19 protein-coding genes are annotated in these 22,240 nt (G+C 40.6%); 16 read left to right on the top strand and 3 right to left on the bottom strand.

All coding sequences use genetic code 11. From position 1 onward, the window contains the following. Window positions 1-28 precede the first annotated feature (28 nt). The 6 genes from lhgO (at window position 29) to L6494_RS07915 (ending at window position 8,014) form a co-directional block, all read left to right on the top strand. Complete coding sequence (lhgO, locus tag L6494_RS07940) at window positions 29-1,243, top strand: L-2-hydroxyglutarate oxidase (protein ID WP_237993556.1); 1,215 nt, start codon at window positions 29-31, stop codon at window positions 1,241-1,243. A gap of 77 nt (window positions 1,244-1,320) precedes the next feature. Next, window positions 1,321-2,349: an NAD-dependent epimerase/dehydratase family protein gene (locus L6494_RS07935; RefSeq protein WP_237993555.1), complete on the top strand. Its 1,029-nt coding sequence runs from the start codon at window positions 1,321-1,323 to the stop codon at window positions 2,347-2,349. A 161-nt stretch (window positions 2,350-2,510) separates the two neighbouring features. After that, window positions 2,511-3,080, top strand: coding sequence for a dTDP-4-dehydrorhamnose 3,5-epimerase (rfbC, locus tag L6494_RS07930; RefSeq protein ID WP_237993554.1), 570 nt, complete (start codon window positions 2,511-2,513; stop codon window positions 3,078-3,080). A gap of 85 nt (window positions 3,081-3,165) precedes the next feature. After that, a complete protein-coding gene (locus L6494_RS07925; protein ID WP_237993553.1) occupies window positions 3,166-4,479 on the top strand; it encodes an NAD(P)H-dependent oxidoreductase in 1,314 nt (437 codons plus the stop codon). A 136-nt stretch (window positions 4,480-4,615) separates the two neighbouring features. Next, entirely contained in the window at window positions 4,616-5,707 is a 1,092-nt protein-coding gene (locus L6494_RS07920) for a glycosyltransferase (protein WP_237993552.1), read from the top strand. A 75-nt stretch (window positions 5,708-5,782) separates the two neighbouring features. Then, on the top strand, window positions 5,783-8,014 hold the full coding sequence (locus L6494_RS07915) for a GumC family protein (RefSeq protein ID WP_237993551.1): 2,232 nt from the start codon (window positions 5,783-5,785) through the stop codon (window positions 8,012-8,014). Between the two features lie 600 nt (window positions 8,015-8,614). Here the strand turns inward: L6494_RS07915 and L6494_RS07910 are convergent. Next, on the bottom strand, window positions 8,615-8,767 hold the full coding sequence (locus L6494_RS07910) for a hypothetical protein (protein ID WP_237993550.1): 153 nt from the start codon (window positions 8,765-8,767) through the stop codon (window positions 8,615-8,617). 53 nt (window positions 8,768-8,820) lie between these two features. Between L6494_RS07910 and hepC the strand changes: the two genes are divergently transcribed. The 10 genes from hepC (at window position 8,821) to L6494_RS07860 (ending at window position 21,492) form a co-directional block, all read left to right on the top strand. Next, the gene (gene hepC / locus L6494_RS07905; protein ID WP_237993549.1) at window positions 8,821-9,522 is read left to right on the top strand and encodes a heterocyst development glycosyltransferase HepC; all 702 of its coding nucleotides are present in this window, start codon (window positions 8,821-8,823) and stop codon (window positions 9,520-9,522) included. Between the two features lie 566 nt (window positions 9,523-10,088). Beyond that, complete coding sequence (gene hepA, locus L6494_RS07900) at window positions 10,089-11,939, top strand: heterocyst formation ABC transporter subunit HepA (RefSeq protein WP_237993548.1); 1,851 nt, start codon at window positions 10,089-10,091, stop codon at window positions 11,937-11,939. Window positions 11,940-12,006: 67 nt separating this feature from the next. Beyond that, window positions 12,007-13,035: a glycosyltransferase family 8 protein gene (locus L6494_RS07895; protein WP_237993545.1), complete on the top strand. Its 1,029-nt coding sequence runs from the start codon at window positions 12,007-12,009 to the stop codon at window positions 13,033-13,035. Window positions 13,036-13,291: 256 nt separating this feature from the next. After that, entirely contained in the window at window positions 13,292-14,260 is a 969-nt protein-coding gene (locus L6494_RS07890; protein ID WP_237993543.1) for a glycosyltransferase family 2 protein, read from the top strand. Window positions 14,261-14,290: 30 nt separating this feature from the next. After that, the gene (locus L6494_RS07885; RefSeq protein WP_237993541.1) at window positions 14,291-15,355 is read left to right on the top strand and encodes a glycosyltransferase; all 1,065 of its coding nucleotides are present in this window, start codon (window positions 14,291-14,293) and stop codon (window positions 15,353-15,355) included. Between the two features lie 63 nt (window positions 15,356-15,418). After that, entirely contained in the window at window positions 15,419-16,306 is an 888-nt protein-coding gene (locus tag L6494_RS07880) for a glycosyltransferase family 2 protein (protein ID WP_237993538.1), read from the top strand. A gap of 126 nt (window positions 16,307-16,432) precedes the next feature. Then, window positions 16,433-17,560 carry a glycosyltransferase family 4 protein gene (locus tag L6494_RS07875; protein ID WP_237993536.1) on the top strand — a complete coding sequence of 376 codons (1,128 nt, stop codon included), beginning with the start codon at window positions 16,433-16,435 and terminating at the stop codon, window positions 17,558-17,560. After that, on the top strand, window positions 17,560-18,480 hold the full coding sequence (locus L6494_RS07870) for a glycosyltransferase family 2 protein (protein ID WP_237993534.1): 921 nt from the start codon (window positions 17,560-17,562) through the stop codon (window positions 18,478-18,480). The genes L6494_RS07875 and L6494_RS07870 overlap by 1 nt, the downstream gene beginning before the upstream one ends. Before the next feature lie 90 nt (window positions 18,481-18,570). After that, window positions 18,571-20,004, top strand: a complete 1,434-nt coding sequence (locus L6494_RS07865) for an O-antigen ligase domain-containing protein (protein ID WP_442946986.1) — start codon at window positions 18,571-18,573, stop codon at window positions 20,002-20,004. 174 nt (window positions 20,005-20,178) lie between these two features. Continuing rightward, window positions 20,179-21,492, top strand: coding sequence for a glutamate-5-semialdehyde dehydrogenase (locus L6494_RS07860; RefSeq protein WP_237993531.1), 1,314 nt, complete (start codon window positions 20,179-20,181; stop codon window positions 21,490-21,492). Here the strand turns inward: L6494_RS07860 and L6494_RS07855 are convergent. Both L6494_RS07855 and L6494_RS07850 read right to left on the bottom strand, forming a co-directional pair. Beyond that, window positions 21,489-21,824, bottom strand: a complete 336-nt coding sequence (locus tag L6494_RS07855; protein WP_237993529.1) for a XisI protein — start codon at window positions 21,822-21,824, stop codon at window positions 21,489-21,491. The genes L6494_RS07860 and L6494_RS07855 overlap by 4 nt on opposite strands. Further along, the gene (locus L6494_RS07850; RefSeq protein WP_237993527.1) at window positions 21,812-22,228 is read right to left on the bottom strand and encodes an element excision factor XisH family protein; all 417 of its coding nucleotides are present in this window, start codon (window positions 22,226-22,228) and stop codon (window positions 21,812-21,814) included. The genes L6494_RS07855 and L6494_RS07850 overlap by 13 nt, the downstream gene beginning before the upstream one ends. Between the last annotated feature and the right edge of the window lie 12 nt (window positions 22,229-22,240).

The following is a 22,240-nucleotide window of genomic DNA, read 5'->3' as shown; positions in this document are numbered from 1 at the left end:
TTATTTCAACATTAATGCAGTAATACCAATGTACGATTTTGCTATTGTCGGTGGGGGAATAGTTGGGCTATCTACAGGGATGGCTTTAGGTCAACGCTATCCCCAGTCCCGAATTTTAGTGTTAGAAAAAGAAAGCCAATGGGCATTTCACCAAACAGGTAATAATAGTGGTGTGATTCACTCTGGAATTTACTACAAGCCAGGGAGTTTCAAAGCAAAGTTTTGCCGTGATGGTAGAGACTCAATGGTAGCATTCTGCCAAGAGCATGGCATTGATCATGAGATTTGTGGCAAGGTAATTGTAGCTACAGATGATCAAGAATTACCACGCCTAGAAACTCTCTACCAACGTGGTGTAGACAACGGCATAAAAGTCCAGAAAATCAGCCCAGAAGAAGTCAAAGAAATTGAACCTCATGTTAGTTGTGTAGGTGGAATTCGAGTTTTTTCCACAGGGATTGTTAATTACAAACAAGTTTGTTTAAAATACGCCGAATTAATTCAACAGCAGGGGGGAGAGTTACGCCTCAATACCAAAGTGCTGAAAATTGCCCCCAGTGGTGGCAATCACGTACTAGAAACTAACAACGGCAACTTTGAAACCCGTTTTGTGATTAATTGTGCCGGATTGCATAGCGATCGCATTGCTAAATTAGATGGAGTCAACCCCAAAGCGAAAATCGTACCCTTCCGGGGCGAATATTACGAACTCACCCCCGAAAAACGGTATCTGGTGAAAACCCTGATTTACCCAGTTCCCAACCCCGATTTTCCTTTCTTGGGCGTTCACTTTACCAAAATGATTGATGGTAGCGTCCATGCAGGGCCGAACGCAGTTCTCAGCCTCAAACGCGAAGGCTACCACAAAACCGACTTCGACCTGAAAGACTTTGCTGAGGTGATGACTTACCCTGGTTTTTGGAGACTCGCAGCCAAACACGCCGACGAAGGTATCCAAGAAATCATTCGTTCCTTCAGCAAAGCAGCTTTTACCAGAAGTCTGCAAAAACTTATTCCCGAAGTCCAAGGGTCGGATTTAGTCCCCACCCATGCAGGGGTACGCGCCCAAGCCTTAATGGATGACGGCAAGCTAGTAGACGACTTTTTGATTATACCTAGTCAAAATGCGATCCATGTTTGCAATGCACCGTCACCGGCAGCCACCTCTTCCCTAGAAATTGGCAAAGCGATCGCCGCACAAATTCCAGCGCGATCGCACTTAGAGAATGTAGTTATTGCATAGATAAGCAGCAGAGGGGTAGGGGAAGATTTTATCCCTATACCTCATGCTCAGTCCCCAATATACAGAAATTGACCACAATGAAAATTTTAGTAACTGGAACAGAAGGGTATCTTGGTTGTTTATTACCCTCTTTGTTAGCTGGACGCGGACACGAAGTAATTGGTATAGATACTGGGTTCTATAAAGTTGGCTGGCTATATAACGGGACTCCAATCACTGCTAAAACCCTTAACAAAGATATCCGCGACATCACCCCCGAAGAGTTAGAGGGTGTAGAAGCGATCGTCCACATGGCGGAACTCTCCAACGACCCCACCGGACAACTATCACCCAACATTACCTACGACATCAATCATTTAGGTTCTGTCCGTCTAGCAAATCTGGCGAAAACAATGGGTGTGCGCCGCTTCGTCTATATGTCTTCCTGTAGTGTCTATGGAGTAGCTACCGAAGGTGATGTCACAGAAGCATCCCCTGTTAATCCCCAAACAGCCTACGCCGAGTGCAAAACTTTAGTTGAACGAGATGTCACACTCCTGGCTGATGACGACTTCTCTCCTACCTTCATGCGGAACGCCACAGCCTTTGGTGCTTCCCCCAGAATGCGCTTTGACATTGTGTTGAATAACTTGTCTGGCTTGGCTTGGACTACCAAAGAAATCAAAATGATCAGTGATGGTACACCTTGGCGGCCATTAGTCCACGCATTGGATATTTGCAAAGCCATAGCTTGCGCTTTAGAAGCACCCCGCGATATTATTCACAACCAAATCTTTAACGTTGGTGATACAGCTAACAACTACCGCGTTAAAGAAATAGCCCAAATCATTGCTGATACCTTCCCCGGATGCAAATTATCCTTTGGTGACAACGGTGCAGATAACCGCAGTTATCGGGTATCCTTTGAGAAAATCAACAGTATCCTACCTGGATTTAAGTGTGATTGGGATGCTCAACGTGGCGCGAGACAGCTATTTGATTTATTCAGCCAAATCGACATGACAGAAGACACTTTCTTATTTAGAGGCTTCACACGGTTAAAGCAACTAGAGTATTTGATTCGTACTGAACAAATCAACCAAGATTTCTTCTGGAATATCAAGTAAATTCCGAGCGATTAGTGTGTTCTTATCCCGTGTTAATATCCCCGACTTCTTCAAGAAGTCAGGGATATCATAAAATTCCTGTTGAGGAATTTATCTAGCGTAAATACTAACTGATTAGTTACTAATTATTTGTTCTCATCAATATCTTCTTCCAGGTAGCTATGATTTTTACCCAGACAGAACTCAAAGACGCATTTATTATTGACTTAGAAGAAAAGTCAGACAACCGAGGTTTTTTTGCTCGGACTTTCTGCGCCCAAGAATTTGCAAATCATGGTTTAAAACCAGCAGTTGCTCAGTGTAACCTTTCTTATAACTATAAAAAAGGTACATTGCGAGGAATGCACTATCAACTCAGACCCGCAGCCGAAACTAAATTAATTCGTTGCATTAAAGGTGCTATTTATGACGTAATTATTGATATGCGTCCTGAATCACCAACATTTTTATCGCACATTGGTGTAGAACTGACCGCAGATAATCACCGAGCTTTGTACGTACCAGAAATGTTTGCTCACGGTTATCAAGCTCTTACTGATGATGCAGAAGTTGTGTATCAAGTAGGTGAATTTTACACACCTGGATACGAAAGAGGACTACGTTATAACGACCCATTTTTTAATATTGCTTGGCCTTTAGAAGTCACAGTAATTTCTGACAAAGACGCTAACTGGCCATTATTAGAAAATATCCCCATTGGTAGCCCTGAGCCAGTGGAAGTAGTTTGTTAGGAATGGGCATTGGGCATTGAAAGAAAACACTTCTTCGTCTTTTCTGCCTCCTGTCTCTAATTATTAAATAAAAGGAATTAACGAAATGATTATTATCGATCGCGCCCTACAAGCTCGTGCTGCTGCTGGTAATCCCGTAAGAGTGGGGATGATTGGTGCTGGTTTTATGGGTCGGGGAATTGCCAACCAAATCATTAATTCTGTCCCTGGGATGGAGTTGGTAGCTATTTTCAACCGGAGTATTGACCAGGCTCAACGCGCTTATCAAGAAGCTGGGATTGAAGAAATTCAGGTTGTGAATAGTGTCGGCGAATTAGAAACTGCGATCGCTCAAGGTCAGTATGCTATTACCGAAGATGCTAAACTCATCTGTCAGGCGGAAGGCATCGATGCCATTATCGAAGTGACTGGTGCAGTGGAATTTGGCGCACATATCGTCATGGAAGCGATCGCCCATCATAAACATATTATTATGATGAATGCCGAACTGGACGGCACTGTAGGCTCTATTCTCAAAGTCTACGCTGATAAAGCCGGCGTGATTCTCTCCGCTTGTGATGGCGACCAACCAGGGGTAGAGATGAACCTTTACCGCTTTGTTAAAAGTATTGGTCTGACTCCCCTATTGTGCGGTAACATCAAAGGCTTACAAGACCCCTACCGCAACCCTACTACCCAAGAAGGATTCGCCAAGCGTTGGGGACAAAAAGCCCACATGGTGACAAGCTTTGCTGATGGTTCAAAGATATCATTCGAGCAGGCGATCGTTGCTAACGCCACAGGAATGAAAGTTGCTAAACGGGGAATGTTGGGCTACGACTACACGGGTCATGTAGATGAAATGACCAATATGTACGATGTCGAACAACTCAAAGAACTAGGTGGCATTGTAGATTATGTAGTCGGTGCAAAACCCGGCCCTGGCGTATTCGTCTTTGCAACCCATGACGACCCCAAACAACAGCACTACCTTAACCTCTACAAATTAGGTGAAGGCCCTCTCTATAGCTTCTATACCCCCTATCACCTCTGCCATTTTGAAGTCCCCCTATCTGTAGCCCGTGCAGTGCTATTTCAAGATGCTGTGATGTCTCCTTTAGGTGAACCTATAGTGGACGTAGTAGCCACTGCAAAAATTGACCTAAAAGCCGGGGAAACTCTAGATGGGATCGGCTACTATATGACCTATGGACAATGTGAAAATTCCCCTATCGTCCAACAACAAAACCTGCTACCTATGGGTTTAGCAGAAGGATGTCGTCTCAAACGAGATATTCCCAGAGATCAAGTCCTCACCTACGATGACGTAGAACTACCAGAAAGCAGACTGTGTGACCAACTCAGAGCAGAACAAAACAAATATTTTGCCCCAGAAAAAGTTTTGGCGACAGTTAGCTAGCATCTAGATTTAATTAGCAGTATTAAGTTCAAAAAATAGCCCCCCTTTGTACAAGGGGGGTTCAGGGCATCTTATATCATTTTTACTGCCAATAATTGTATTTTGTTGGCGATTAATTAATAACTTCAGAAAAACTATGAAAATCGCTCTAGTGCATGATTATTTAACCCAGCGTGGTGGAGCAGAGCGGGTCTTTGAATTGCTTTGTAAACGCTATCCAGAAGCAGATATTTTTACATCTTTATATGACCCACAAAAAACTATTGACGTTGGCGATCGCATAGTTAATACAACTTTCTTACAAAAAATTCCTGGTGCAACCAAATATTTTCGCTTAATAGCCCCCTTATATTTTCCTGCCTTTCGGTCGTTAGATTTACAAGCCTACGATTTAATTATTAGTAGTAGTACCAGCTTCGCTAAAGCAGTGAGAAAAAGGCAAGATGCAAAACACGTTTGCTTTTGCCATAATGTCACCCGCTTTTTATGGGATACAGAAACTTATTTACGAGAGTATAGTGATTATCGCTATTTTGCTCCATTAATTACAAAAGTATTCCAATTAATGAGAGATGTAGACCTGAAATATGCTCAAGAACCTGATATTTACATTGCCAATTCCAGCACTGTTGCTCGCCGGATTGAAAAGATTTATGGTAAACCAGCAATGATGGTTAACTATCCCATTGATACGAGTAACTTTGTTTTTTCTGATAACAAAGATGAATACTATTTAGCATCAGCACGAATGATTAGTTATAAGCGACTCGATGTTATAGTTGAGGCATTTAACTGGTTAGGATGGCCGCTATTAATCTCAGGTGATGGGCCAGAAAGAGAACGATTAGAAGCTAAAGCATTGGATAACATTAAATTCTTAGGCCATGTGAGTGATAGCCAACGTAAAGACTTATTTTCTAGAGCAAAATCTGTCATAGTTGCCGCCTTAGAAGATTATGGTTTAGTACCAGTAGAGTCTAACGCTAGTGGTACACCAGTCATTGCTTATGGTGCAGGTGGTGTATTAGACACACAAATACATGGAGAAACTGGAGTCTTCTTTAAAAGACAAACTCCCGAATCATTACAAACAGCATTACTAGAGTCCGGAGGAATCTCCTGGAATTATGAAAATATTCGTAATCATGCCGTGAATAATTTTTCTGAACAAGTTTTCTTTAGCAAAGTTGAACGAATTATTACCCAAGCCTTAACAGTCAGCAGTTAACAGTCAACATTCAACATTCAACATTCTTCCCCTATTCCCTATTCACCTCCAAGTTCACAGATAAGGATAGTAAACGTGGTTCAAACTAGTCTCAGTACCAATATCGTTAATTCCTCTAATGATACAGAACCAAGTTATGGACAAATTCTTGCTGTATTTATTCGCAGATTTCCTTGGTTTTTAGGAGCATTTATCACTACCATCGCTCTAGCGGCTGTCATCACTTCTAGAACCAAACCAACTTACAGAAGTAGTATGCAGCTATTGGTAGAACCAAACTATCAAGGTAAGAAAGATGGAACTAGAGCCGACAATCTATTTCTCGAACCTGATGTGCAGATAGATACTGCCACTCAACTTAACCTGATGCAAAGTTCAGGGTTGATTCAAAAGGCAGTTGATAAACTAAAATCTGAATATCCAGATATTACTGTTGCTGAGATTAAAAATGCTTTAGCCTTAGAGCAAATCAGAGCTAAAGACGATAATGTGGCTACAAAAATTTTCCAAGTAGACTATACAGATGAAGACTCAGAAAAGACTCAAAAAGTATTAACTGCTATTCGTCAAGTATATGTGGAATATAATAAGGATCAGCAGAATTTTCGCCTCAAAAAAGGTCTGCAAGTTGTTAGAGAACAGTTGAGTAAAGCTAGCGAAGAAGTTAATGCAGCTGAATCTAACTTACAAAGATTTCGCAGAAATCAGAACTTAATTGACCCAGAAGCACAGGCAAAAGCTCTAGAAGATAGTTTAAACAATATTGAGCAAGAACGCCGTACTACTCGTTCTCAGTATCAAGAAGCTGTAGCCAAGCAAAAATCTCTGGAAGAACAACTTAATCGTTCTCCTAGAAATGCTTTAGTAGCTTCTCGTCTGAGTCAGTCTACTCGCTACCAAGGCTTACTCAACGAAATTCAAAAAACTGAACTGTTGTTGGCTCAAGAACGCTTACGTTTCACAGATGAGACTCCCAGCGTGCAGAAGCTGAAAGAACAGCTGCAAAGCCAAAAAGAATTATTGCAACAGGAAGTAGGCAGAACATTAGGTGTTAGGTCTGCTAGTGCTTTTAGTTCTGGAGAACCGCTTCTAGAACAGGGACAGTTTGGTGACATTGACCTGAATCTTGCTAGTCAACTAGTAGATACCCAGACAACTATAGTTTCTTTAACTGCCCGTGACCAAACTTTGGCACAGAAAGAAAATCAGATACGTCTGGAAATTAGACGTTTCCCGCCTCTATTGGCTTATTACAATCGGATTAAACCACAGTTACAATTTAGCCGCGAAAGGTTAGAACAGTTGTTGCGGGCAGAACAACAATTACGCCAAGAACTAGCCAAGGGTGGTTTTAACTGGGAAGTTGTAGAAGAACCCCAAATAGGTATGAAGTTGGGGCCAAACCTCAAGCAAAATCTCTTGCTAGGTGCAGTAGTTGGACTAATGTTAGGAGGTATCGCTGCCTTTATTCGAGAAGCATCTGATGATTCTGTTCGCACCACAGCTGAGTTAGAGAAACAGGCTGCTTTGCCTTTGTTGGGAACTACGCCTAAACTGCCCCCTGCTAGAACCAGAGAATCTATCATTAAATTACCTTTTGGTAAGCCAGAAATACCTGCACCTTGGACAGTTGAGGTTTTACAATCTCCTCCTCGTTGGGAATCATTGGATTTAATTTACAAAAATATCGAACTTTTGAATTCTGTCACTACCTTAAAGTCTTTGATGATTTCCTCCCCTATGATGGATGAGGGTAAATCAGGTTTCGCTTTGGGTTTAGCGATGAGTGCGGCTCGGTTACACAAACGGGTACTGCTAATTGATGCTAACTTACGCCATCCTAGTTTGCATGAACAGCTAAATCTGCCCAATGAACAAGGACTTTCTACGCTATTGGCTAGTGAAATCACCTTACCTCATCAGATTGGAACTCATTCTCTTGGCTCAACCTATATCGATATTTTGACTGCTGGCCCTAAACCTGTTGACCCTGCAAATCTTTTGAGTTCGCCCCGGATGATGGAATTGATGAACGCATTTGAGGAGAACTATGATTTGGTAATTATCGATGGGTCACCTGTTCTGGGTTTAGTTGATGCTATGCTCACTGCTTCTTCTTGTCGGAGTGTGGTGTTGGTAGCCAGTATGGGTAAGGTTACGCGCACCCAAATTGCTGAAGCTACAGCTATGTTGAGTAGGTTAAACCTTATTGGGATTGTCGCTAACGGGGTAGCTAACTCTGGTAGTACATATGTGCAGTACGCTAAGGAATATCGATTTGCGCTGCAACAAGCGGTGGAGAAGTAGGGGAGTTAAATCAGTTAACAGTTAACAGTTATCAGTGACTGGTAACTGATGATGCCCATTTATAGTTTTGATTGTGCGATCGCAACAATTAACAGGCGATCGCACATTTTTTTTGTTGGGTATTAGCCCTATATAATAAAACTTACAAAATTATAGTTGTATTATTTACTTGATTTTAAGTTAAAAATTGCTCTATAAATTGAAAAATTTATTTGTCATAATTAAACTATTTTAGTGTAATAATTTAGCCAAATATTGTTGCCAAATAATTAAGTATATTTATAACAGCTTTATATTTATCTCAAAAAATACTATCTATTTAAAGAGTAAATAAAGAATTGGTCTAGAGATATAGTCATTTCTACAGAGTCTTATATCCTAGAGATTGAAATTGATATTAGGTGGCTCAAAGGCAATATTAGACTAGATTTCTTAGATTTATTAAAGCAAGTAGATAGATCACCGTCAGAAAACATAATTACTAAGTTATTCAGGTATTAATGAGGTAAATTACCTCTACATCTCTTCAACATCCCTAATCTGTATTAGACATAACTAAATCTACCAAGCAATTCGCTAATTATGTTTACTACTACCTATCTACTTTGTATCTAGGTTTTTTAAAGTCTCAAAATCAGCATAACTACTAAAGTTAGATATTTGCTGCTTATCTAAGTTAATCCAAGATATTTTTACACGCAAGTATCTACCGTTTTGAGCAAAACACCAAATTACCATCGAAGTCTTTGGCATTGACAGCCTTTGATATTAGCTCAGTGATTTACTTTGTATAAATCCAAAGACATATGACAAGTACAATAGTTCCAACTTTTGATCATTTCTATCCTGTAACCCAACAACAACAAGAGCCTCGTTCTTCACAATACACGCTTCAATGGCGGCGAGGTCAACTGTTGGTGAAGTCTTTCAGCAAATTTCCCCAGCCATATTTGCCCTTTATAGATAATCAGCAATTGTTAATAGAATGCTTAAAACATTCACCAACCGATTTGGTAAGTATAGATGCCAAGCTGGGTAAAACTGTGTTAAGTTTCTGGGCTGAGGCTTGTGAACAAGCTGATAAACCCATATTTCTCCGCATCCCCTCTGGCTCTAAATTATTCAAACGAGGTAACGAAGGTGCAATGTGGTTGCAATTAATAGACAGGGTGATTGCTGGCGTATTGCTGCTGTTGTTGATTCCAATCATGGCAGTATTAATCATGGTTATGCAGGTTTATTCACCAAAGTCAATATTTACTCGTGAGTGGCGTGTGGGAGAAAAAGGTAAACTGTTTCGAGCTATCAAATTCTCTACTTTGAATCAGCAAAATAACAAAGCTTTAGGGCGTTGGCTGCGTAAATCGGGTTTAGAACATCTACCAAAATTATGGAATGTATTGCGTGGTGAAATGAGTTTGATTGGAACTCGTTGTTGGACTTTAGAAGAGGCTATCACTCTGACAGTAATTACCAAGTCAAGTCGCTTCGCTCCAATTCAAAATTAAAAATTCAAAAAGGGTCATCCAGTTAGTAGTAAGGACTTTACCTGCATTTATCACGAACAGTAGGGGCGGGTTCACAGATATACTCGAATTATTCACGAAGATTTCGTTTAACCAGTCCCTACGGACTCTGGACTGAGGTTGCAAGAATTAGTGAGAAATCCGGGTTTAGTCCATTACGAATTGCGTTAGCGGAGCGGGGCGTTAGCCCATTGCGAATTGCGAATTGGTTTTATGGTTCGATGCTTTACCGCATCTTTAAATATACAAGTTTTCTTGAGAATACGACTAGTAATTGGTAAATCTTACTGTTGCAATTAATTACGGCAGAAATTAGTTAACTAGCACCGCTATGAGGAAGTCAAAAATCAAAAGTCAAAAATCCTGTATTTTAGGGCTTTGAACGATTGAGAATGGTATCTTTATTTCCGCCGTGCTGTATTAGTACAGCCAGGATACAGTGAACTCTATATATAGCGTTTCCTATATCAGTTCGATGAAAGCAGATAAATTTGGATCTCAGCAGACTAGGAAACGCTATATGGCAAAATTATTTTTAGAAAATACTCATGATTTTGAAAATACCTAAAGCACTGCGAAATGTATTTAAAGCTACTAGCTTGTGGAAAGATAATTATTTGATTTTGCAGGAATTAAAAAAGTTTCCCAAAATAGCAATTTTAGCCGTGATATTTTCTGTACTAGCGGCAGCATTTGAAGGTGTAAGCATCGGATTTTTACTTTCATTTTTGCAAAGTTTAACTAGTCCTGATGCTCCACCGGTCAAGACTGGTATAGAATGGTTTGATATTTTAGTTTTGGGTGCTAAAGAAGCGCAAATTAACCGCTTATATCGGGTTTCCTTTCTAATTTTATTCAGCACTTGGTTACGAGCAGGGTTTAATTATTTTAGCCAAGTATATACAGAATTAGCACAATTACATCTTGGCGATCGCCTGCGAAAGAGTATTTTTGAGCAACTGCAAGCTATGCAGTTGAGTTACTTTGCTAAAACTCGCTCTGGTGAACTAGTTAACACCATTACCACAGAAATCGAAAGAGTCAAGCAAGCTTTTGGCGGTTCAGCATTTTTATTCACTAGGGGTTTGACAGTCATTGTTTATTTAATCTCAATGTTTGTCATGTCCTGGCAGTTAACAATACTTTCGACTTTCTTATTTTCATTGTTAGCAGTTGGCTTATCTAATTTGAATGCCAGAGTTAGAGAAAGTAGTTTTGGATTGTCGGTAGCTAATGGTAATTTTACATCCGCAGCCGTAGAGTTTATTAATGGTATTCGTACAGTCCATGCCTTTGGTACACAAGATTTTGAGCGCGATCGCTACAACAAAGCTAGCAACCAAGTCCTCAGTTCTGCCACTAAAGTTATCGTCACCTGGACACTGGTTAGACCAATAGCAGAAGCTATAGCCACTACTGTTTTAGTTGTGATGATTCTCCTCGCTTTTACTATGTTTGTTACTCAAGGTAAGCTGCAAGTTTCATCTCTGTTAACCTTTTTCTTTGTATTGTTTCGCCTTGTCCCCTTTATTCAAGATATTAATGGTACAAGAGCATTTTTAAGCAGCTTACAAGGTTCTGCTGATACTATTCAAAATCTGTTGAGAACTGATGATAAGCCTTATTTCAAAAATGGCAAAATCAAGTTTAATACCTTAAAGCGATCAATAGATTTAGTATCTGTAGATTTTGGTTACACGGCTGATAATTTCATCTTGCATAACGTTACTCTAAGTATCGAAAAGGGTAAAACTACAGCTTTGGTTGGTTCATCTGGTGCAGGTAAAACAACACTAGCTGATTTAATTCCTCGCTTTCATGATGCGACTGAAGGCTATATTTATTTAGATGATATTGATATCAAGAAATTTGATATTAATTCCCTCCGGCGCAAAATAGCCGTTGTCAGTCAAGACACGTTTATTTTCAACAATTCTGTTTGGAATAATATCAGCTATGGTTCACCAGAAGCTACTCCAGAGCAAATTAAAGAAGCAGCAAACCTAGCTAATGCCTTGGAATTTATTTTAGAAATGCCCGAAGGATTTGACACCCAATTAGGAGATAGAGGTGTACGCTTATCTGGAGGACAAAGACAAAGATTAGCAATTGCACGAGCTTTATTACGTAACCCAGAAATCTTGATTCTAGATGAAGCAACAAGTGCCTTAGATTCTGTTTCTGAACGCTTAATTCAAGAGTCTTTAGAAAAGCTATCTGTTGGTAAAACAGTAATTGCGATCGCTCACAGATTATCTACCATTGCCAAAGCCGATAAAGTCGTAGTCCTAGAACAAGGACGCATCATCGAACAAGGTGGCTATCAAGAACTATTGGAACTCAAAGGCAAACTCTGGAAATATCACCAAATGCAACATGAATCAGGTCATTTAGGGTAATTATGAACCATGATCAACTAGATTTTTTCTGAAATGTCCCTCTCAAGTAAATACCATAAATAACCGAATGACTTTTATAACTCCTGAATTAGATCACAGTCCCTTAGTTGTAGTGTGTGGGGCCGATGACAATTATGCTATGCCCTTGGCTGTAACACTCTACTCCGCACTGGTAAATCTAGAAAAGGGTTGTACACTCTACCTTTACATCATTGACGGCGGTATTACTGATCAGAGCAAGCAACGTATTCAGCGAGTGCTTAACGTTGAACACATTGATTTACACCTCAAATGGATTCCTCCTAGTAATTTGACATCACTGAGTCATATCAAAACACCTGATTGGGTATCAGTAGCTACCTATCTGAGATTACTCATCCCTGATATCCTCCCAGAGCAGTTTAACAAGGCTATTTACTTAGATAGTGATTTATTGGTCAAGGGAAACTTAAAAAATTTGTGGAACGAGGAAATCGCTAAATATGCTTTACTTGCTTGTACTGATCTTGTGATTCCATGTGTATCTTCAAGCTTAGGCATTATTAATTACAAAGAATTAGGGCTAACGCCTGATACACCTTATTTCAACGCTGGAGTTTTGGTAATAAATTTACCAAAATGGAGAGAGGAAGAGATTAGCCAGAAAGTATGGCACTACTTCAGCGAAAATTCAGAATATGTGAGGATGGGAGATCAAGAGGGACTAAACGCCGTTCTTGCTAATAAATGGGGAAAGCTTCATCCGAAATGGAATGTAATATCACATATTCTGTGTTATGAAAGCTGGAAAGACTCACCCTTTAAGGAAGAAATTCGTCATATCAAAGATGAACTTATTCACAAACCTGATATTGTCCATTTTGCTGGTGTAGCTAAACCTTGGAAGATAGGGTGTGAGCATCCAGCACAGTTGCAGTGGATTGACCATCTCCAAGCCAGTGGATGGTTTCAAACTACAGAAAGTATTGTCTGGTTTAGCAAATGGTTTCTGCAATATTACTCTTGGCAACTGAAAGTCTTAATTAGGAAATTGATATTTGCTCTAGGACTTGGAAGATTCTGGGAATCATTGAGGGCTTATGTACTACAGACTTAATTTGTTTGGTTCATCTGTTAAGAAATACAGGTGATAGGTGACAGGTGACAGGTGACAGGGAAAGAGTGTTTTTTTCATTTTTTGCTAGTTGGTGGCTGATATTTTGCACCATTCTTAATAATCGTCAGGTGGCAATAACAACGAAGTAGAAGTAAGGGCTTTAGCTAATTTTCAGCATTGCCACCTGACAAAACTTACTACTCAGCACTGTTTTTCAGAAGTTATTCAGCTATTACATCTCTCGTAAGAAATTATTATGAAAGTCTCTGTTATTATTTCTAACTATAACTACGCTCGCTATCTCTCTAGAGCAATTAACTCTGTTCTATCTCAAACCTATTCAGACATTGAGCTAGTAATAGTAGATGATGGTTCTTCAGACGATAGTCGTGATGTCATCACCCAAATTCAAGCACAAGCTCCAGATAAAATCAAAGCTATCTTCCAAGCAAATCAAGGACAAGGAGGTGCTTTTAATGCTGGGTTTGAGGCTGCTAGTGGAGAGATTATTGCTTTTTTAGATGCCGATGATGTTTGGCAACCTCATAAAATTCAACGTATTGTTGAGGTGTTTAATACATCAGATGTAGTTGGTGTGATGCACCATTTGGATATCATTGATGGCGATGACAATACAATCAACAATGCTTCTACCCAAGGGGCAAAACTGAGTGAGGATTTAGCCTCAGTCATATTAAGTACAGGAAATGCTTGGTGTTTTCCTCCTACATCTGGACTAGCCTATCGCCGTGAAGCATTACAAAAAGTTTTTCCTATCGACCCTGTTAAATGGCGGATTTGGGCAGATGGTTGCATTATTTACTGCACAGCTTTCTTAGGCAAGATTAAAACATTACATGAAAATTTAGGGAGTTATCGCATACATGGTGCAAACAATCACATCACCAAAGGTGCTGTAACTAATGAACAAGAAGCTAAATCCCAGGTAGGGATTGAGATGACCAACCAATATATTAACGACTTTTTAGTACGTATTGGTTATCCCGAAAGAGTTGATTTATCTCGCAACCTCCAGTATCGGCGCACAAAGTATTATCAGCAATCCAAATGGGATATTAACGAGGTATGGGCAATCTCACGGTTGATTTTAGGATGGCCTTTTTACACTGCACAAGAGCGAATATATTACCTAGCTCGGTTTTTATTTAAAAGTGCAAAGTTTTTGGCTCGTCCAACTGTTCATACGGAAAGCACAACAATTTAGTAGTAAATGTGATTATTAGTGATCAAGATTATGAGCCAAGCAAATCCTTATCGTCCAACGATCGCACCACTTGCAGAAGAAGTTGCACGCCCACTTTGGTCTGTGATGATTCCTACTTACAATTGTGCAGAATATCTGCGTGAAACTTTAGCTAGCGTTTTGGCTCAAGATCCAGGCCCCGACGTTATGCAAATTACAGTGATTGATAATTGCTCCACAGAAGATGATCCAGCCGCAGTTGTTGCAGAACTGGGTAAGGGTCGTGTTGAGTTTTATCAACAACCACAAAATGTGGGTCTGATTAACAACTCTCATACCTGCTTTGAATTAGCACGCGGTCATTTAATTCATCTTCTCCATAGTGATGATTGTGTATGTGATGGATTTTATCAAAAGCTGGAAGGAGTTTTTAGCGAAAATCCACAAATTGGTGCTGCTTTTTGTCGCAGTATCTATATTGATGAGCATAGCAATTGGCAAGGATTCTCTACTTTAGAATTGCCAGAAAGTGGTGTGCTACCTAGTCACTGGGTGGAGCGAATTGCCGAGCTTTGCTGTATTTCAGTCCCATCAGTTGCAGTAGTCCGCCGTGAAGTGTATGAACATTTGGGGGGATTTGACAAACGCTGTGGCTTGAGTGGTGATTGGGAGATGTGGGTGAGAATTTTTCATAACTACCCGATGTGGTTTGAAGTTCAACCTTTAGCTATGTGGCGTAGACACTTTTTGTCTGCTACGCGAGTTAATGCTAAAAGTAAACGCTTCATTCAAGAAACTTTTGATACTGTAGAGACGATTTTTACATCTTATCTACCCAACGCTATCAATGGCAAAACTCACAAAAAAGCCAAGCTCAATTGTGCATTTTTATCTTTAGATTTAGCGAAAGCGTTGTTAGCTCAAGATGAAATGTCTGAAGCGATCGCGCAAATTCAAACAGCACTCAAGTATAGTTTTTCCTTTCCCGTGATGAGAGCGGCGTTTAGAATCATCCTCTGGGATGGGACGCGATCGCTATTAAAAAGATTAACTGGTACTCAAAAACATAAAACCAAAGCTACTTCTAAAGCTTTCAGCTATCTGAAATCGTCTTAGAGAAACACTTATAAGACTTACGTAATAGTTCTCATTTAACTTAGTCACAAAGGTCACTAAACAATGCGAGTATCTGTTTGCATCACAACGAGAAATCGCCCTCAATACTTGGAAAATTGCCTGCGATCGCTATGGGATTCTGATACTAAGCCTCATTCAGTAGTTGTATCAGATGATTCACCTGATCTAGAAGTACAAGAGCGCAATTATCAGATTGTGCAACAATATCCTCACATCACCTATCTGACCGGCCCTCGAATTGGTGTTTGTGCTAACCGTAACAATGCTGTAAATGCCATCCTTAGCTCTGAAACTGACTTTGTAGCTTTTATTGATGATGATATTTGTGTAGAGCCAGACTTTATTACGCGTGCGATCGCGCAATACACAGAAATATCTCCAGAACAGAGAAATTTTACCATTCTGTCGGGCATTAGTCACAGTCCTGAAGGATGTGTGATGGCTTCTGGCAAGTTGTCTTTTCGAGGCTATTTCTGTGCTAGTGACATTCCCGAAACTGTAGCAATTCATGCCACTATTTTCCCCCGTCAGTTTTTTGACCAAGAACAGTGGGATGAAAATATCTTTTTTGGCTACGAAGATGCAGAATTATGTTTACGAGCTTTGAAGCGGGAATACAAGATTTTACACTGCCCAGAATTACGAGTGCTGAATACTGGGGACAACGGTAAAAGCTCTTTGATGGTGTCAGACATTGGTACTTTAACTTACTACGAAATTTCTATAGAAGCCGCTAGGCTCTACGTTGGCATTAAACGCTATAAAAATTTATTTCCTAATGTGTTAAAGTTAGCGGTTTTTTGTTTTGTATATTTCCTGCATATGACCGTATATCTATGGAGACGTAGCTCACTACAAGCCTGGCCAGAAATTATCCGTCGTTCTCATGTTCAAAGGTTATGGCAGTCGTCTCAATTGAAGTGGGGATGAAGATGGGGCAAGGGAGCAGGGAGCAGGGGGCAGAGGATATTTTACCCCAATCCCCATTGCCCCTTATCCCCAGAGGGGGCCCCGAGTTCCCCAGTCCCCAATCCTTTTATAACAGGATATTTAATTGTGAAACTATGTATTGTTACGCACAATGTAATTAAAGGTGATGGTCAGGGACGGGTCAACTATGAGATAGCTTTAGAAGCAATTCGTCGCGGTCATCACGTTACTTTATTAGCCAGTCAGGTAGCTTTAGAACTAGAGCAGAGTGACCAAGTTAATTGGGTTGCTATTCCGGTGAAAGGATGGCCAACGGAATTACTCCGCAATATCATTTTTGCTATTTTTAGTACAAATTGGTTGCGTAAACATCGCGCTGAGATTGATTTAGTCAAAATTAATGGTGCAATTACCCATGCTCCTGGTGATGTAAATGCAGCGCATTTTGTCCATAGTTCTTGGTTAAAATTCTCCTCTGGGAAGGCTGCACCGAAGTCACGCCGAGTTTTATATAACTTTTACCAGTGGTTGTACACAGCTTTAAACGCACACTGGGAAAAACAGGCTTTTCGTCAGGCGCGGGTTGTGGTGGCGGTTTCTAATAAAGTGGCAAAGGATTTGCAAGCTATTGGCGTATCACCGCAGAGTATCCAGGTGATTGTTAATGGTGTGGATTTGCAGGAATTTTCACCAGGAAATAGCGATCGCCTGCAATGGTATTTACCTGAAGGAGTCCCCCTAGCACTGTTTGCAGGGGATATTCGACTCTCTCGTAAGAATTTAGATACAGTCCTCAAAGCCTTAGTACAAGTTCCTGATTTACATCTAGCTGTAGCTGGAATTACGGAAGGTAGCCCATATCTTCAGTTAGCTGAATCTTTGGGATTAAAAGAGCGAGTGCATTTTCTAGGACTGCGCCGTGATGTTCCCGACTTGATGAAAGCAGTAGATTTTGTAGTTTTTCCTTCTCGGTATGAGCCTTTTGGCTTAGTAGTAATTGAAGCAATGGCTTCTGGTTTACCTGTGATTACCGCTAGTAGTACAGGTGCAGCCGATTTAGTTAAACCTGAAGCTGGGATAGTTTTGGCAGACTCAGATGATGTGGAAGGTTTAGCTAAAGCCATGTTTTCTTTGACGAGTGATCGCAATTTAAGACAAACAATGGGTCAATCGGCTAGAGCGATCGCCACACAACATAGTTGGACAAGAATGGCTCAGTGCTATGTGGATTTATTCGAGGAGTTAAAAAAGTGATGAAAATCACAGTAATCGTTCCCACTTACCGCCGTACTCAAGACCTAGCACGTTGTTTTGCCGCCCTACAAAAGCAAGCACGACCAGTTGACGAGGTAGTAATAGTAGTCCGTGATTCTGACTATGAAACTTGGCAGTTTCTCACTACCTTCGATCCTGAGCTTTTGCCATTACGCGCTACCACAGTCAGCATTCCCGGCGTAGTAGCAGCGATGAATGCTGGTTTGGATGTTGCCCAAGGAGACATTATTGCCTTTACTGATGATGATGCTGCTCCCCACACTAACTGGCTAGCACATATTGAATCCCATTTTCTCGCAGACGATCGCATCGCTGGAGTGGGTGGACGCGATTGGGTATATCATGGCAAACGCTTAGAAGATGGAGTCTGTCCAGTCGTTGGTCAAGTGCATTGGTTTGGGCGCATCATTGGTAATCATCATATAGGTGTAGGTGCGCCCCGTGAGGTGGATGTTCTTAAGGGAGTCAACATGAGCTTTCGCCGTGCCGCTATTCAAAAACTGCATTTTGATCGGCGGATGCTGGGTACAGGCGCACAGGTTCACTTCGAGGTAGCTTTTTGTCTCTCCCTCAAGCGGGCTGGTTGGAAACTCATCTACGATCCCCAGGTGGGAGTCAATCATTTTCCAGCGCAACGATTTGATGAGGATCAACGCCATCAATTCAATCCCATTGCTGTAGTTAATGCCGTACACAACGAAACTTTAGCATTACTAGAACACTTATCACCCTCTCAAAAATTAGTATTTTTGTTCTGGGCAACATTCGTAGGCACAAGGGATGCTATGGGTTTTATTCAATGGTTACGCTTTCTTCCCAGTGAAGGCCTGTTAGCAGGACAAAAATTACTAGCTTCTTGGCGCGGTCGTTGGCAAGGTTGGCAGACCTGGCAAGGGTGAGAAGACAGACGGTAGAGGGCAAGGGAGACAGTAACTAATATTCAATTACGAATTACGAATTACGAATTACGAATTATTTGGAGGTTTTCAGTGGTTCAGATACATACGCTTCCCAATAGTCCACCGAAACAAAACTTGAGTTTCGGAAAGCAACCGCCGTTAGCTTGGGCGGCTATACTATTCCTCGTGCTGTTTTCCGCAGTGTGCATTTTCGGCGGTGCGGCTGGCATTCTGCGGACAGCTTATGTGATTATTTCCTTCGCTATTGGTATTTTTCTATATGTGCGATACCCCTTACTCTACACGGGTTTTACCTGGTGGATTTGGTTTGTAACGCCGTTTGTGACTCGTTTAGTTGATTATAAGAGTGGTTGGGACCCTACGCGTTTTATGCTGGTGTCGCAATACTTGGTGACATTATTAACATTACATACTTTTTTAAAAGAACTACCGAAGTCATTGCGCCAAGGTAGTTTACCATTTGTTTTAGCCTTTCTAGGTGTGTTTTATGGCTTTCTCGTAGGCATAATTAAAACAACACCCTTCACTGCGGCACGGGGACTTCTAGACTGGTTAACGCCTATTACATTTGGTTTCTACCTATTTATCCACTGGCGAGATTATCCCCTGTACCGTCGTACCATTGAGCGTACTTTCCTTTGGGGTGTGTTAGTAACAGGAATCTATGGAATTTACCAGTTTTTAGTTGCTCCTGAATGGGATGTATTCTGGCTAGTAAATACAAAATTGACTAGCATGGGTGATCCTGAACCGTTGAAACTACGCATCTGGAGTACAATGGCTTCCCCTGCACCCTATGCAGCTATGATGATGGCCGGGTCACTATTATTATTTAGTAATAAAACATTTATCCGTATTCCTGCTTCTGCGATCGCTTACTTGGCTTTCTTGCTCACAACAGTCCGTACATTATGGGGCGGATGGTTTATAGCATTTATTACTTTTATCACTTCATTAAAGGCACACCTGCAAATGCGCCTTTTTATAACTATTTTGCTCATGGCACTTTGTGTAATTCCACTAACGCAAATAGAACAATTCTCTGAAACCATCTCTGATCGGTTTGAAACGTTTTCTCAGTTGGATAAAGATGATAGTGCTAAGGTAAGACAAAAAATATATGAAGACGGTCTTAATAGTGCTTTAACTAATGGTTTAGGTAATGGTGTAGGTAATACTTTTATTGTTAATAAAAAAGGGATCTTAGAACCGATTGTAATTGACAGTGGCATTCTAGATATGTTCTTTACATTAGGTTGGTTTGGAGGTGTATTTTATTTAGTCGGAATATTTATGGCGTTTGCAAAATCGTTTCAATATTCTGAATACCGTTTTGATACTTTCATGGCTGCATCTAGAGCTATTAGCCTGGGTATGTTATCAACCTTATTAGGCAATAGTGGGATGTTGGGAATGCCTGGTATGGTGCTTTGGGGTTTTATAGCTTTGGCGATGGCGGGACATAAATATCATGTACAACAAAAAGTAATTCGTAATTCGTAATTCGTAATTCGTAATTCGTAATTTGAAGCTCGTTCACCCTTTTTTAATTATTTCCATTCTTCTCTTCATTTTGAATTTTGCATTTTGAATTCAAAAAAGGTCATGTGATGAAAAAACGCTATAGGATGGGGAAAGGCTAAAGTTTTTCGCCATCAATAACAGTTCTGATTAATCATGACTACTCTGCAAGTTGCTTCTTCCCTGAATACGATCGCCCAACAAACCCGCCAAGCTGCGAGTCATCTGGCTATTCTCTCAACTGAGGCGAAAAATCAAGCGATCGCCTCCATTGCCCAAGCGTTAGAATCGGCAAAAGATGAGATTGTGTCTGCAAATATTGCTGATTGTGAAGCGGCGACGGCTGCGGGTATCGCTAAACCGCTTTATAAAAGGTTGCAGTTGGATGAACATAAGTTAAGAGATGCGATCGCTGGGGTGCGGGATGTTGGTAAGCTAGCTGATCCTGTGGGACAGGTGCAGATTAACCGAGAACTCGATACTGGCTTGGTTCTCAAACGGGTAACTTGTCCCTTGGGTGTGTTGGGGATTATTTTTGAAGCACGTCCAGAAGCGGCGATTCAAATTGTCTCTTTGGCGATTAAGTCGGGTAATGGTGTCATTCTCAAATGTGGTAAAGAAGCTGTACGTTCTTGTGAGGCGATAGTCAAGGCGATTAAACAAGGTTTATCACAAACAGATGTTAGTCCTGATGTGGTGCAATTACTCACAACTAGAGAAGAAACTTTAGAACTTTTAAAGTTAGATAAATATGTAGATTTAATTATTCCTAGAGGTTCTAATTCTTTTGTCAGGTTTGTGCAAGAAAATACGCGCATTCCTGTACTTGGTCACGCTGATGGAATCTGTCATCTGTATGTAGATAAAGCGGCTGATATTGATAAAGCTGTGCAGATTGCTGTTGATGCCAAAATCCAATATGCTGCTGCTTGTAATGCCATTGAAACTATGTTAGTACATCAAGCGATCGCACCGGAATTTCTGCCCCAAGTCGCCGCAGCTTTACAAGCAGTTGATGTAGAATTACGAGGTGATGAAGGTACTTTAAAAATATTACCTAATATTGCGCCTGCCATTGATGCAGATTGGGAAACAGAGTATAGTGATTTGATTTTGGCAGTAAAAATTGTAGACTCATTAGAAACTGCGATCGCTCACATTAACGAATATGGTTCTCGTCATACAGATGCCATTATCACAGAAGATTTAGCAACAGTAGAAACATTTTTTGGCTTAGTCAATTCCGCCGGAGTTTTTCACAACTGTTCTACCCGCTTTGCGGATGGTTTCCGCTACGGTTTTGGCGCAGAAGTCGGGATTAGTACCCAACAAATGCCTCCCCGTGGCCCTGTCGGTTTAGAAGGATTAATCACATATAAATATCAAGTGACCGGTGATGGACATATTGTTGCTACCTACACGGGGGCAAATGCTAAAGCTTTTACTCATCGGGATTTAGAGGGAATCTAAGCAATTGCAAATTCGGTATACTGTCTCACATTAACTGGTTGGAAAGCTAGAACAATTTTATCTTTAGGAATACCGGCACTGACAAGTTCATTCGCAATTCCGCTTTCAGTGCCGTCTCTTTGAATCCAAACTTTATCATTGATAATATCAATGTGAACAAGACAGCCATGTACACGTTGTTTATTTTCCCAACCAAGTGTGAGTAGTAAATAATGGTTGGCACTTTCATCAATAATTAGCTGTCTTTCTAATTCTCCGTAAGCGTAGGGAAGTTGAGAGTATTCGGTTAATATTGTTCGGATAATTCGGCGATATTTTTCTAAGGTATCCATTTAGTAATTACCTCCAGTTCGGAATCAAATATGAGTAAACAAAGCCGTTGATTCTCGATCAATATTTTACCTATTGGTTCTTGGAACAACTCTGAGTATGTTTCTTGGCGAATAGCAAGATACAAACAACGCTCTGGCTCTAAACGACTAAGAATATCGTAGTATAAAATATACTGCCCCAAAGCGTTTTCTAGGTCAGCTACCGGAGACGCACCAATAAAGCTTTTAATTTCTACTGCAATTTTTTCTCCGCTTTTTTCTGCTGCTATTAGCTTTTCTGCCCCTAAATCAACATATAAATCTCTTGCACCCCATCTTAAAATAAATGGATCATTGGTGATTTGCCAGTTATCTTTTTCTAGAGATTTTCTAACAGCATCATGATATCTATCTTTAGCAGGCATAGTAGAATGTAT

The organism is Nostoc sp. UHCC 0870 (genome assembly GCF_022063185.1).
Taxonomy (GTDB): Bacteria; Cyanobacteriota; Cyanobacteriia; order Cyanobacteriales; family Nostocaceae; genus Trichormus.
The sequence above is the reverse complement of the archived record's forward strand: the minus strand, read 5'-3'. Positions and strand labels throughout refer to the sequence as shown.

What these genes read in the sequence shown, in the direction of transcription:
- lhgO (WP_237993556.1), top strand. Translation starts at nt 29, where the DNA reads ATGTACGATTTTGCTATTGTCGGTGGGGGAATAGTTGGGCTATCTACA.
- L6494_RS07935 (WP_237993555.1), top strand. Translation starts at nt 1,321, where the DNA reads ATGAAAATTTTAGTAACTGGAACAGAAGGGTATCTTGGTTGTTTATTA.
- rfbC (WP_237993554.1), top strand. Translation starts at nt 2,511, where the DNA reads ATGATTTTTACCCAGACAGAACTCAAAGACGCATTTATTATTGACTTA.
- L6494_RS07925 (WP_237993553.1), top strand. Translation starts at nt 3,166, where the DNA reads ATGATTATTATCGATCGCGCCCTACAAGCTCGTGCTGCTGCTGGTAAT.
- L6494_RS07920 (WP_237993552.1), top strand. Translation starts at nt 4,616, where the DNA reads ATGAAAATCGCTCTAGTGCATGATTATTTAACCCAGCGTGGTGGAGCA.
- L6494_RS07910 (WP_237993550.1), bottom strand. Translation starts at nt 8,767, where the DNA reads ATGCCAAAGACTTCGATGGTAATTTGGTGTTTTGCTCAAAACGGTAGA.
- hepC (WP_237993549.1), top strand. Translation starts at nt 8,821, where the DNA reads ATGACAAGTACAATAGTTCCAACTTTTGATCATTTCTATCCTGTAACC.
- hepA (WP_237993548.1), top strand. Translation starts at nt 10,089, where the DNA reads ATGATTTTGAAAATACCTAAAGCACTGCGAAATGTATTTAAAGCTACT.
- L6494_RS07895 (WP_237993545.1), top strand. Translation starts at nt 12,007, where the DNA reads ATGACTTTTATAACTCCTGAATTAGATCACAGTCCCTTAGTTGTAGTG.
- L6494_RS07890 (WP_237993543.1), top strand. Translation starts at nt 13,292, where the DNA reads ATGAAAGTCTCTGTTATTATTTCTAACTATAACTACGCTCGCTATCTC.
- L6494_RS07885 (WP_237993541.1), top strand. Translation starts at nt 14,291, where the DNA reads ATGAGCCAAGCAAATCCTTATCGTCCAACGATCGCACCACTTGCAGAA.
- L6494_RS07880 (WP_237993538.1), top strand. Translation starts at nt 15,419, where the DNA reads ATGCGAGTATCTGTTTGCATCACAACGAGAAATCGCCCTCAATACTTG.
- L6494_RS07870 (WP_237993534.1), top strand. Translation starts at nt 17,560, where the DNA reads ATGAAAATCACAGTAATCGTTCCCACTTACCGCCGTACTCAAGACCTA.
- L6494_RS07860 (WP_237993531.1), top strand. Translation starts at nt 20,179, where the DNA reads ATGACTACTCTGCAAGTTGCTTCTTCCCTGAATACGATCGCCCAACAA.
- L6494_RS07855 (WP_237993529.1), bottom strand. Translation starts at nt 21,824, where the DNA reads ATGGATACCTTAGAAAAATATCGCCGAATTATCCGAACAATATTAACC.
- L6494_RS07850 (WP_237993527.1), bottom strand. Translation starts at nt 22,228, where the DNA reads ATGCCTGCTAAAGATAGATATCATGATGCTGTTAGAAAATCTCTAGAA.